This window comes from Parabacteroides faecis (assembly GCF_014647375.1).
GTDB lineage: Bacteria > Bacteroidota > Bacteroidia > Bacteroidales > Tannerellaceae > Parabacteroides > Parabacteroides faecis.
The window spans coordinates 253932-266737 of the sequence record NZ_BMPB01000006.1; the positions used below are offsets into that span (position 1 = coordinate 253932).

The following is a 12806-nucleotide window of genomic DNA, read 5'->3' on the forward strand; positions in this document are numbered from 1 at the left end:
TGAGTCTGTTACTTATAGTCCGTGCGTGAAATCGAATTCCCGGGCAAGCGATATGCCTGTTTCGAAATCATGTAATGTCAGTTTACGTATTTTGAAATAGCTTAGCCAGTAATTTTGCAAAGCGGAGATGTAATTACGCTGTGCCTCCTGCTGGCGGTTCAATGATAAAGTCAGGCTGCTGATATCTGCCTTTCCGATCATAAACCGTTGCTTGGTTTCGGCATAAGCCATAACTGCCAGGTCCAGCGCCTCTTCCGCGCTACTGATCAGGTTCTGCTGGATATTGAAATCGCCGACCGTCATGATCACATCTTCCTCCACGCTCAGTTCCTCCTGGCGGGCGGATATTTGTGTCACGTTCAGGTTGTTTTTGGCGATATTGTGCTTACCCTTCCGTACGCCCCAGTCTACGAGGGGGATGGAAACGGATACGGATACAACATCCTGTTGCAATGGATTACGATAGGCTTCTTTCATTTTATCAGCTACCTGGTTAAAACCAATGCTGGCATTGATAGAGGCATTGAACATAGCTTCTTTTTTTGTCTTGTCCACCTGCTGTTCCGCTTCCAGTATCTGCTGTTTCATGTCGAGAAATTTCGGGTTGTTCTCCCGGGCGAGTGTCAATGCTTCGTCAACGGAGATCTGCATGTCTTTCGGACGTCCCGGAAGGCGTAACCGTATTTCTGTATTTTTATCGAAGTTGAGGAATGAGGCCAGGCTGAACATGGCTCTTTTCAAGGCTATATCTGCATTTTGTAATGTATTACGCGCGTTAACGGCATCCAGTTTCAGTGTCAGCAATTCGGCTTTGTTGATAGCTGCGATCTTATGCCGCTCCTGTCCTGTCCGATATAGAGTATCTGTTGAAGCTACATTCTCTTTTGCCAGATCATATTCTGCTTGTGCCATAGCTAATGCAAAAAAGTAAGAGGTGGCTTGTTCACTGATATTTTCGATATTGTATAACAATTCTTTTTTAGCCTTCTCGTATTTGAGGGGTTCGATCTTCCGTTCCCACCGGAAAGGATTGTAACCCAGTAGACTTTGGCTGTAACCAATCCGAATAGGGACAGTGGTATATTGATTATAAGTGTTTTCACCAAAATTTCGCATATATCCCAGTTCCGAGTCCAGATAAAAAGTACCACCCAGAAGGTCGAAGTTCTGTTTTACCTGAAGGTTTCCATTGGCGTAGAATGATTGTTGCGTACGATATTCTTCTGTGTTTTTATCATAATTATATCGTTTCGTAATATCCCGGTAATACTGCGCCGGTGTCAGGTTCAGTGTCAGACTCGGCAGTCTCCCTGCCTTGAAAGTCCTGTACTGCCAGTAACCTGCCAAAAACATATTCTTTGTCCTGAATGCCTCCAGCGAACTATCCGCCGCCAGCGAAATTGTCCGTTCGAGCGACAACGTGAGTGGCTGGGCACACAGGTAACCCGATGTGAGTAATAGAAACAATAATAAGAGCTTACATATCTTCATAACGGCATTATATAGAATTCGTTAAACTTCTGTTTGTTTTTCAGTAATTACTTCGTTTACATCATGTTTCCGGTAAATGAACCAGTAAACCAACGGGATGATGAACAAACTGACGGCTGTACCGATGAACATGGCCGAGATCATGGCGATGGAAAGCGGCTTTTGGAGTTCGCTACCCATATCGAACGAAAACAGCAACGGTACCATACCGAATATGGTTGTCAGGGATGTCATGATGATAGGACGCAGACGGCGACGGCCGGCTTCATGAATCGCTTCCATCAATGGTACGCCCTCCTTCCGTAACTCATTGATCGCATCCAGTTTCAGGATAGAGTCATTGATAATGATACCGCAGGTTACCACAATACCGATGGCGCTCATCAGGTTCATCGTATGTCCGCAGATCCAAAGCACCAGCAAAGAAGCTGCTACGTCGATCGGGATCTCGATCAGTACGATCAATGGTTGCAGGAAACTTTCGAACTGTGCAGCCAGGATAAAATACATCAACAAGATAGATATCAGTAAGATCACCACCAATTCGCTTAACATCTGTTGATTGGAGAAGAAACTACCGGAGAAATCGATTTCCCATTTCTGTCCGCCCAGCTTTTTCACTTCCTCCATCAACGGTTCCGCTTTCTTTACATCGTAGAAACTGAACGGGATATATTCGCCGTTCTTTCCGGCGGTGATCGTCTTCAGGTCTTCCCCTTGTGTCACTCGTACCAGCGATTGCAACGGGATATACTGAGTCTTTCCGTTTTTGTCTGCCTGCGTCTGTACCAGCGTTTGTTGTAGAACGTCATTCACCGTTTTCCCGTCACCGGCAAGAGCGATGGGAAGATACTGCTGATAGGAGCGGAGGGTAGCTACTTCATTCTCTTTGAAAGCCGTTTTCAATAAACGGTATACCTCGTTATAGTCTACTTTATAAAGTAGTAACTTCTGTCTGTCGATGGATATATTCAACTGGTTATCGAAAGCGACACCGACCGGAGCAATACCGGTGGATGTTTTCATCTGCGATTCCAGCTTGTGTAAAGACTGAGCTTCCGGAGCCTCTGCCTTGTTACGGGCATAAAATTCGGCTACGATATCGGCCTCACCTGTCACAAACAACTTTTCGAACACCGTTATCGGAGGTGAGAAAGAGAATACCGCTTCCGGATAGTTTTTGTTCAGCCATTCGGTGACCTTTCCCTGTAAAGGGACTATGGCAGAAGCATTTTCCGTCTTGAAATATAATTCGGCTTCCGATGCGGATAGCTCCCTGTCGCGGTTCAGCAGGAATTGTTGCTGTCCGACGTATGAAGTATATTCCTGTACTTCCCCGGTGACTTGTTCGAATAATTTATCCACCCGTTCCCGGTTTTCGTCGATATGGATGTTTTCATTCCATTCGATATGGGCGATCAGTTCGTTTTGATCGATCTCTGGCATCCTGCTTTTAGGTACTTCGTAGAACAACAGAACACATAACGGAAGAGTGACCAGAATAAACACGATATTCGATTTTTTGTGGCGGAACACGAAATCGACTCCCGCATCATAAAAACGATCCAGCGTATGTTCTTTGATCAGATTGTTTATCCGCAGGTTAATTCCCGTGTGCTTGATATCCGGAATGCTGTAGACTAATTTGTAAAGAACGGGAAGTAACATGATTCCCGTAAAATAGGAAACCATCAGTCCGACCGTCACGGCAAACGCCTGGTCGTAGAAGATAGCTCCGGCAATACCGCTCATAAATACCAACGGAACAAATACGGCAATGGTCGTCAAGGTTGAACTCAGCATCGGCGTGATTACTTCGGAAGTCCCTTTGGAACAAGCCTCTTCCAGTGTGTACCCTTTCGATCTGTATTGCATAATATTTTCCGTCACAATGATCGAACTGTCGATCATCATACCCAATGCCAGGATCAATCCGGAAAGGGAGATGATGTTCAGCGACATCTTGAACATATAAAAGAACAGAAAGCTGATGATAAGGCTGACTATCATACTCAGGCCGATTACTGCCGGGCTCTTGATGTCCCCGAGGAACAGGATCGCCACGATACAGATAAAAATGAAACCGAGCGACAGGTTCTGTTTTAGGTTGGAAATAGTATAATCCAGCAATTCGGTCTGGTTGCGGCTGATGCTGAAATCGATATCCGGATAAACCGTTGCGAAATATTCCGTCACTTCCTGCAATGCCTCCTTCATATTGTCCATATTCTCGTCCGTCTGCTTGATAACGGCCAGTGTGACCGCCCGTTTCCCATTCGAGATGGAGGCGCCTGTCTCCATCTCCGGTACTACGGCTATTTTTGCCAGTTCCTTCAACTGGAAAATACGGTCGTTTTTGCGGATATAGATATTCTGCACATCTTCCGGTGTGCGGAGTAATGTAGAGAATTTGATATTGTATTCATAATATCCGTCCCGTACGGTCATGCTACCCGGCTCGATATTGTTCGAATTGAGTGCTGATTCCAGGTCGTTCAATGTAATACCTGCCATTTCCAGCATCTTGATATCCGGTACGATCTGTAACTGCCGTTTCAGCATTCCTGTAATATCCACCATCGCCACCTCCGGCAATTGTTCGATGCGTCGTTTGATTACCGTTTCGGCAAACTGGCAAAGATCGAGGAAGGCTGCTTCGCTGTCACCCGTTTTCAGTGTCAGGTTCAGGCAAAAGACAGGAATATCGGTAGCGCTCGCCTTGATCACCCGCGGACGCTCCACTTCACGTGGCAGGTAGTTCATAGCAGCATCGATCTTTTCGTTCACTTCGATGAATGCCAGGTCGGTATTGGTCCCGAAATCGAAACTCAGTCGGATGATACCGGCACCGTCGCGTGTCTCGCTGTGAATATCGCGTAAGGCAGACACCTGCATCAGTTGCTGCCGGATCGGTTTGACAACCGTATTTTCCAGTTCGCGGGCCGATGTATTCTGTCCGGATACCTGTATGGTGATCTCCGGTATTGCAATATCCGGCAACAACGATACCGGGATGGTAAAGTAAGTCACCAACCCCACGATAAAACAGGCCGTGAAAGCCATCAGTACCGCGATAGGACGTTGTAGTAAGAATTTAACCATAACTTTTATAGTTGACAGTTGACAAGTGACAGTTGACAGGTGGAGACACCGGTGGATGTCGCTTGTGTTCTATGTTTTATATTTGTTTATTCATCGGGACTATTTATTGTGTTAAGCTAACTGTCAACTGTCACTTGTCAACTGTCAACTTCTCGATGATGGTTACCGGAGCCTCATGTGCCAGGTTAATATTACCGCTTGTAATAACGATATCATCCTCTTTCAAGCCGTCTGCGATCGTATAACTGTCTGCATTTTCCAGGCCGGTATGCACATAAGTCCAGTATGCTTTTGTCTTTGTGCTGTCCAGCACGAACACCACCTGTTTTCCCGAACGCAACACCACCGATTCTTTCGGAACGACCAGTTGTTTACCCAGTGAGCGGTGGATGCTGACACGCACGTTCATGCCTTCGAATAGTTTACCCTTGTCCGTAACTGCAGCTTTCACCTGTACCATACCGTTTTCATCCACCAATGGATTTATTTCGGTGATTCGTCCTTCCGCTTTGGTATCGTTCAGGGCAAAAGGAGTGACTTCGACCCGGTCGCCGTTCTTTATCAGAGGCAATTCATTTTCCAGAACGGTAAACGCCGCCTCCAGACTGCCCGGATCGATGATCGTGCAGAATACGTCGGATGTAGAAGCGGTATTATATTGTTTGGCAAACAGGTTGGCTACAATGCCGTCGAAAGGAGCCGTCAGCACAGCGTTCCGTTCTTCATATTCGGCGAGCTGATGTTGAATCAGTGCCTGGTCGTAACCACTCTTTACCCGGACAAGTTGCATGGTTGCAGGGGGAACCTTTGCCGAGTCTGCCAGTGAGTATCCCTGGCCGATCAGTACGTCCTGCAGTTCCAGTTTGGCACGTTCCAATGCATCTTTAGCCGTAGCCATTTTGTTTTTCAGCCGGAAAGTGGATAATTCGGCGAGCTTTTGCCCTTTACTCACCCGGTCGCCGTTCTTCACATAGATCTCTGCAATCGGTTCAGCCGATTCGAACCGCAGGTCTACATGGCGGCGTGCCGACAATTTGCCGTTACTGATCAGTTCGTGGTTGAAGTCACTAGCCTTTAATGTCATCACGGTTACCTCGTTGGTTTCGTCCGGTAAAACCGTTTCGACAGTTTCTTCTCCTGCGCTGTTGTCTTTTTTCTCACCGGAGCAGGCTATCATTCCGGAGAGAATCAGTATTGCCAGCAAATTGTAGTATTTCATATTCATATAAGCTATGATTCAGTTTTCAATTTCCAAATATACAAATTTATTGTTACGATGTTATCGTAATTCGTGTATAAATAAATTAATTACGATTTTCCCGTATGTTTTTGAGCATCTTTTTAACTTCCGTTCTCATTTCGCGGATAGCTGTGCTCTCCACTTTCGGCTCTTTTGTCAGTACGGCGTCAGCCGCTTTGATAAACTTATCTTCCTGAAAGAAAGTCGTTTCCGAGTATAGTTTAGTCAACAGATAATAGGGATAGATCCGTTCCGGCAGTATTTCTATTGCATGTAGCAATAAATTTTCTGCTTTCTGATAATTTCCCAGCTCCTGTTCATTTTTTGCCACCATATAATGTATCATCGGATCACCACTCAGTTTCATCGCCCGTTCCAACAAATGGTTCGCCTCTGCAAACCGCTCCGTCTTACTCAAGCATTGCGCTGCTTCAAACAGTAGTTCCGGCTTATGTCCCATCAGCGGCACCAATTCTTCATACCCGTCCGCCGCCGCTTCATAAGCTTTGCTATTATATAACATCTTCAATGTATTCCATTTCTTATACCCCTGGTAATAGCCTTTCTGCTGCCAGAAAATCCATCCGCAACATACCGCCATCCCCCCGATTACAGCGACAGAAAGTATCTTCTTCCCCTCTCGAGAGGGGGTAGGGGGTGTGTCAATGGAGATAGTTGTATTAGCAATCCCCATCAACACCACCAACACCACCCAGAACTCCGGTAGCTGCAACGGATAAGACGCCAGGCTGAACACCATCAACGCCAATATCCCTCCTGCCGCTCCTGCCTGCCTGTTTTTCACCCCCCGGAACAAGGAATAGCCTAACAACAATACAAAAACCATTAAACCCACCAACCCTTGTTCCAAACCAATTTGTAAGAATTCATTAAATCCGTATTCCGGACAGCCTGCGACCATCATCTCTGTTTCCGAGGCTTTCCCGGAGGCAAAATACTGCGCCTGTGTTTCTGCATAAGCAGCCGGAAAACCTCCCAGTCCGGTTCCGGTCCAGGGTTGTTCCATTATAGCTTGTTCAGTTATTTTCCATAAAAGTAGCCGGCCATTGGCAGAATCTTTCTTTAGAAGAAAAATACCCGTCAATGCACCGGCTACAGAAATTAGTACCAAAACAGATGATACTATAGTTAAGGTTTTAAATTCATAAATGTATGTTTTTGTTTTTTTCCATCCGATCCGTTGTTCCCAGTACACCCATGCACATGACAGGGCGGCAGCGATCCAGGCTGTCCGGCTCATTCCGGCAGGCAATACTACGATGATTGCCAGCAAGGTACCCCATGCCAGATAATACAGATACATTTTTGTTTGCCGTAGGATCATCCACAGGCAAACCGGCAAAACAAGTGCGAGGTATCCGGAATAAGGTCCCGGATTATAAAAATCCCCGGTCAGCCTGAACAGGGAATGGTTAGAGCCTTCAAAACCATGCAACTGCCGCATCCCCAAAACAGCTTCGACCAATCCGGTTACAACGATCGTTGTCAGAAAAAACAATCGAAGTTGAGGCCATCCGGTAAATATAAATCGCAACAGAAACCACAGTACGACCAGTTGTCCTCCGAACAACATTTTCTCTGGTTCCGGATTCAGTTGCCAGTTATAAGTGAGCGCAACGATAGTTGCCAAAACAAGCACTAATCCGTCTGCCATTGAAAAAGCAAACTGTTTCGCCGGTCTTGTCAGCACGGCAGCCAGCAGGCTGCATGTCGCCAGAAATAACATCGACAGATGAAACCAGTGTACTTTCCCCGTGACTACCCCGTTTACCAGGCTGATATCCGTGGCAAAAACGGTGCACAGCAGAAAAAATCCGCTGATAGCGAGCAGTGAATAACTTATATACTGTCTGTATTTCATAGATCGACTGTTTTACTGGTTTCCACATATCATTAATATACTCTCATACTATCATTTTCCAGAAAGAATGCACGTTGATTATACATATGTATGGGTATATACAACCACAATAATGCGTTTCCCGGAATATTGTTATAAGATAATGTCGTGTCGGTCTCTGATACATACTCGATAGGGGTAAATTTTTTGTGTTGTGTATCCCAGTAAGATAATGTATGCTGTTCCTTGTATCCTTCCGGACGTTTGTGTATTGTATAAGAACTTTTATTTTGTATATCAGGGATGAATTTATGTATTTCCCCTTCTGTACTGACATAAAATGGAGCCGTAATGAAACGTAGGGAGTTTCCGTCCGGAACATCTGCCACCATGAATATATTATCTCCGACAACATCATTAAAATAACAGATCGAATCTTTTCTGTATCCGAGAGCAATATCAGTCCATTTATTATAATTGAAATTACATAAGTAAACCTGATTACTACGTTTGTTTTCTTTTATATCCATATCGATAGTAACCTTTATGGTGGTCGGCTTATCAAGATATTCAGTTGTAACATCTTGTATCAATGGATTTTTGAAAGAAACAGCATAGCCATCGTCATTTTTTCCATAATCTTCTGTTAAATTCGGCTCAAACTGTAGCCGATATACTTTGGCAGGTCTTAGAGTACGTGTTTTAGAAAATAATCGGGCATGAACTCCCGGTGCCAAATTTTCTCCAAAGCTAAGAAAGTGTCCGTTATCCAGCACGGCACACCAACAATGCCCACGGTCCATTTTTACCCAAGTTGTCTGATCTATGATAACGGGGATGCCGGCGGATCGCATAGCATATGCTATGAAATTACATAAACCTTCACAGGTCCCAATACCGGAGCGATATGTTTCACTGATAGTTGGGTATAAGCTGAGTCCCGTATCTTCATATCTGACCATCTTCTCTATTTCATTGCGTAGCACTATACAAGCTTCCAGGGGAGTTTTTACATCCGCAGAATCCAATAAGGGGAGAAAACGTTCCATAAACTCTTTCCTTAGATTTGAGACTTCTTCGTATTGTGCTCGGTAAGGAAGAATATATCTGCAAAAGTCTGTAAATGAAACGTTTTTTGCCCAAGGTTTTTTCCAGACGGCAAAGGCCAGTTCTATATTGTCTATTAGGAAACTACTGTTAAGTTTCGATATATCGTATTTGTAATGTGTTTCTATTCTGTATCCTCTGTTAGTCAATGAATCACAATGTCTTTTGACAGATTGGAACCCGTCAAAAAGAGTGATGTCTGGTCGATACTTTTCTTTTCTGGGAGAAGTATAGTATTGTTCCAGTGTAAAATGATAGGGCATATTCTCGATTAAGAAACGAGCTGCAGCTAGTTTTGTAGAATCCTTTTTATAATGGTCGAGTACTTTTTCAAGTTCCTGCCGGTTTTCTTTAGCACGCTCAAGAGCTTGCTCCAGTTTTTTATCATTCTGTGAATTGCAAGCCATTAGGAAGATAGCTAATAATATGTTTATTCTTGATATGAATATACTTTTCATGGCCTTAGATTTAATGAATGACTTTTAAAAAACGTTCCCACCTGAATTTGTTTGTATACGGATCGATTGATTTCCAAATAATCCAGGCTTTTCCAACAATATATTCTTCGGGCAGTAATCCCCAATAACGTGAATCCTGCGAATTTAATCCATTATCACCTGCCATAAAATAATAATTTTTCTGAAAACGATACTTGTTGATTGGGGTCCCGTTAAGAAAAGCTGTCGAGTCCTTGTATTGGAGGCTTCCTTGTTGTTCCCATTCGACCAGCTTCTTATATAACCGGCAGTTTGTCCGATTCAATATGATGGAATCGCCTTTTGCCGGTATATAGAGTGGTCCGAAATTTTTGATATTCCAGCCTATAATACTGTCGAACGGAAAACAATGAAATATACCATCTTCAAACTGTTCTGTTGTAGCGATTTTATTTTGTGATTCAGGATACCCTAAATCAGTTTCTATTCCTTCTATATGATAGAATCCGTTTTGGATGGATAAAGTATCACCCGGTAATCCAACACATCGTTTGATGTAATATTTTAGGATGTGCATTTCAATTTTATCCCAACTGTTAGGGTGTGGAAAGTTAAATACGAGAATATCATTTCGTTGAATCTTTTTGATCCCTGGAATGCGGTAAATATCTGTTTGCTCATTTCGCATGGAAGCAAACAGGTTGAATATACGTGGACCAATAGTAGGTTTCCAAACTAATATATTGTCACCGATCGCCAATTCTGTTTCCATAGAATTACTGGGAATTTTAAAGTAGGTAAACACAAATACCTGCAGAACAAACCAAAAAGTAACAATTATACATAACCAAAAGAGTATATTGATTGCTTTATTGATCAAGTTATGTATGCATGCTCGTATTTTCATTTGATTAATAATGTTTTTTGAATACGAAAATATCATGGGCTGTCTTCAACATGCAAGACAGCCCTTTTTCTAAATTTTTATTCGTATCTCTATTCAGAATCATTTTTAGATACGTTATTCTTTGAAACTTAATAAACTTGTTAGCCTACCTTATGAGTTTGATAAAATGCATTGCATAGTTTATAATGCATTTCCATCTTTATCACAGGTACAAGAAACATTCGTATTTGCTGAATAATAGCAATGTCCGGAAAATTTATACCAGCATTTTCCACCGCCTTCACTACATTTATTCGAACACGAAGTAGTAGTTCCTTCATTATCAGCTAATGCTTCTACATTTGCTAAAGCTAAATTAGATAACTTAATTTCATTGTTGTTTTGCTTGAAATTCCAGCTGGCTGAAATAGTCATAGCAGAAATAAGAACTGTCAGAAACATTTTTTTTTTCATATCTCAATAATTTATAAATATTTATTCCGTTAATTTTTTATTTATCATTATCCATTATCCTTAGATCATTTTAGTGAACTTTTACAAGAATAGTTATAATTGATCGTATTAATTAAAAGTTGTTTTATATAGCATTACCTTTTAATTTAATTTCAATTGGTGACTCTTTTGTGTTACAATGTATTATCACATTTCGCTCAAAATATTCAGGACGTTCTGCCGTGAACGTTATTTTTAAATTTATAATTTCACCAGAAGGTACAGTTTTTAGATCATATTCAGGAACTGTACATCCACATGATGAAGCAATATCTAAAATTGTTAAATTATTCTTACCTGTATTTTTGATGTGAATTGTTCTTTCTTGAGGTTTATTCCAATTGAATTTACCAAAATCAATATTTAAATTATCAACTTCGATTTCTGTTTTATCTATTTGAATATTTCCTTTGTTTAATATTTTATTAATATACAATTCTTTTATTTTGGGGTTTGATACAGGATTGCCTAATAATATAACTTTGTTCTCCCTGTCAAGTAAAAATGTATGAAAGGCAATGTCTGATGGAAATTTATTTAGCTTATTCAGTTCATCATTTTTATCAAAATACAAAGGGTAGTTGAATTTATTTATTTTAGCTTGTACTTTGATCTCTCTAATTTCTTTTGGATGTAATATGAATAAAAATTTTACATGATTATTTGTCAGGGAATCTACTTGTTTCATAAATATTTTCCATTCATTTAATTGAAGTTTACAACTTGAACATCCTATTGAGTCTATATAAATTAATATTTTATAATTAGAGAGTGAAGAATCGACTGATAATTCTTTATTCGATGATATAAAATCTATATAATTTGTGGGGAAAATAATTTCTTTTTCATTCCACTCGTTTATTAAATTTGTGATTTCTTTTTTATTATTAGACACATTACATGAGAAAAATAAAAATAAAATCCCTATATATAATATTTTCATAATTATATTATTTAAAGTAAAGTTTGAATAGGCATAGATTGCTGTCATCTTTTAGTTTGTTGTATTTTTTCAAATCCTCATTGGAAATAATTTCTTTGCAGGATTGGATTTCTTCTGGTGAAATTACACTTATCATATAAGTATCTGTTAAAATGCTTACATCTTTTACTTTTACACCTCCTTTAAGTGTGTCAAAAACATAACTTTTGCCATCTTTTTTGCGATAAAAAATATTTCTCCATTTGTCTATTGGCCAGCTTTTTAGTATGGTGTAATAATAATTTTTATTTTGAAAATTTCGAAAGAAATAATATGGTATTTCCATAGTATCTGTTAGTTTTGAGAAATTATTTAGATCTTTTTTTACGTCTTTTATATACGGCTTTAAATTTAAATTGTTATGGCCGAAATCCCATTTATATTCTAATTCTATTGTATCTGTGTTGAAGCGATATACTTCGTTTGAAAATTGTGTTGAAAAATAATAATTATTATCGTAATTATAAAAAACTTCAATGCACATATTACTCATAAAAGTATCATCATTATCTTTCCAAAATCCACCTACAACTTGTTTGTTTATTAGATTATAAAATGTGACTTTATATTCTAAAGGATTTCCAAGGAGTGTCCAGTATGCTATAATATCATTCTCTAATTTGATCATATCATGCCCTCCACCACTAGGAAGTTGATATTTATCTACAAAATTACCTTCAATGTCATAAACATGTATAAACCCCATAGGGCTTAACATATAGATCTTATTTTGGTTTATTATAGTTTCACTGATTAAATTATATTCCTCTGGTCCATCCCCTGTTTTGTCTATTTTGTATAAAAATTTACCACTTTTATCGAAACAAAATAAAACGGAAATACGATCGTCTAATATATAAAACCTATTATTGTATTCAATAATTTGATGTATTGAAGTTATAAGACTTTCATCTGTTGTCTCTAGTGGTATAATTTCTACTTTACTAAATAAATGTGATGGATCTAATTCATTTTCTTTCAATTCGACAGATAAAACCTTACCTTGATAAGTGTTGTCTTTCTTATTGCATGAAAAAAATAATAAGCAAATCACCCCAATTACAATATATGTTGTTGTTTTTGTCATTTTACTATCCATTTTAATAATTGTGCCAAAAATATGTAACCTTCAAAAATTATTTTACCATATATAATTTAACTTGGAATGATATTTTTGACACAATTTT

Annotated in this window: 9 protein-coding genes; all 9 read right to left on the minus strand. The window is 40.2% G+C overall.

Annotation, left to right across the window (positions count from 1 at the left end; all coding sequences use genetic code 11):
• Window positions 1-12: 12 nt before the first annotated feature.
• Window positions 13-1491: a TolC family protein gene (locus tag IEY67_RS10135; RefSeq protein ID WP_183668346.1), complete on the minus strand. Its 1479-nt coding sequence runs from the start codon at window positions 1489-1491 to the stop codon at window positions 13-15.
• Between the two features lie 21 nt (window positions 1492-1512).
• Window positions 1513-4593, minus strand: coding sequence for an efflux RND transporter permease subunit (locus IEY67_RS10140; RefSeq protein ID WP_183668348.1), 3081 nt, complete (start codon window positions 4591-4593; stop codon window positions 1513-1515).
• A 130-nt stretch (window positions 4594-4723) separates the two neighbouring features.
• A complete protein-coding gene (locus IEY67_RS10145; RefSeq protein ID WP_122354401.1) occupies window positions 4724-5812 on the minus strand; it encodes an efflux RND transporter periplasmic adaptor subunit in 1089 nt (362 codons plus the stop codon).
• A gap of 85 nt (window positions 5813-5897) precedes the next feature.
• A complete protein-coding gene (locus tag IEY67_RS10150) occupies window positions 5898-7715 on the minus strand; it encodes an O-antigen ligase family protein (RefSeq protein ID WP_183668350.1) in 1818 nt (605 codons plus the stop codon).
• Between the two features lie 32 nt (window positions 7716-7747).
• Window positions 7748-9259: a GAS domain-containing protein gene (locus IEY67_RS10155; RefSeq protein WP_183668352.1), complete on the minus strand. Its 1512-nt coding sequence runs from the start codon at window positions 9257-9259 to the stop codon at window positions 7748-7750.
• Between the two features lie 10 nt (window positions 9260-9269).
• Window positions 9270-10145 carry a signal peptidase I gene (lepB, locus tag IEY67_RS10160; protein ID WP_183668354.1) on the minus strand — a complete coding sequence of 292 codons (876 nt, stop codon included), beginning with the start codon at window positions 10143-10145 and terminating at the stop codon, window positions 9270-9272.
• 180 nt (window positions 10146-10325) lie between these two features.
• The gene (locus IEY67_RS10165) at window positions 10326-10598 is read right to left on the minus strand and encodes an NVEALA domain-containing protein (protein ID WP_183668356.1); all 273 of its coding nucleotides are present in this window, start codon (window positions 10596-10598) and stop codon (window positions 10326-10328) included.
• 124 nt (window positions 10599-10722) lie between these two features.
• Window positions 10723-11580, minus strand: coding sequence for a DUF1573 domain-containing protein (locus IEY67_RS10170; protein WP_183668358.1), 858 nt, complete (start codon window positions 11578-11580; stop codon window positions 10723-10725).
• Between the two features lie 7 nt (window positions 11581-11587).
• Window positions 11588-12706: a DUF4934 domain-containing protein gene (locus IEY67_RS10175; RefSeq protein WP_183668360.1), complete on the minus strand. Its 1119-nt coding sequence runs from the start codon at window positions 12704-12706 to the stop codon at window positions 11588-11590.
• Window positions 12707-12806: the final 100 nt, after the last annotated feature.

Coding starts and splice junctions, on each gene's coding strand:
- IEY67_RS10135 (WP_183668346.1), bottom strand. CDS start 1,491: ATGAAGATATGTAAGCTCTTATTATTGTTTCTATTACTCACATCGGGT.
- IEY67_RS10140 (WP_183668348.1), bottom strand. CDS start 4,593: ATGGTTAAATTCTTACTACAACGTCCTATCGCGGTACTGATGGCTTTC.
- IEY67_RS10145 (WP_122354401.1), bottom strand. CDS start 5,812: ATGAAATACTACAATTTGCTGGCAATACTGATTCTCTCCGGAATGATA.
- IEY67_RS10150 (WP_183668350.1), bottom strand. CDS start 7,715: ATGAAATACAGACAGTATATAAGTTATTCACTGCTCGCTATCAGCGGA.
- IEY67_RS10155 (WP_183668352.1), bottom strand. CDS start 9,259: ATGAAAAGTATATTCATATCAAGAATAAACATATTATTAGCTATCTTC.
- lepB (WP_183668354.1), bottom strand. CDS start 10,145: ATGAAAATACGAGCATGCATACATAACTTGATCAATAAAGCAATCAAT.
- IEY67_RS10165 (WP_183668356.1), bottom strand. CDS start 10,598: ATGAAAAAAAAAATGTTTCTGACAGTTCTTATTTCTGCTATGACTATT.
- IEY67_RS10170 (WP_183668358.1), bottom strand. CDS start 11,580: ATGAAAATATTATATATAGGGATTTTATTTTTATTTTTCTCATGTAAT.
- IEY67_RS10175 (WP_183668360.1), bottom strand. CDS start 12,706: ATGACAAAAACAACAACATATATTGTAATTGGGGTGATTTGCTTATTA.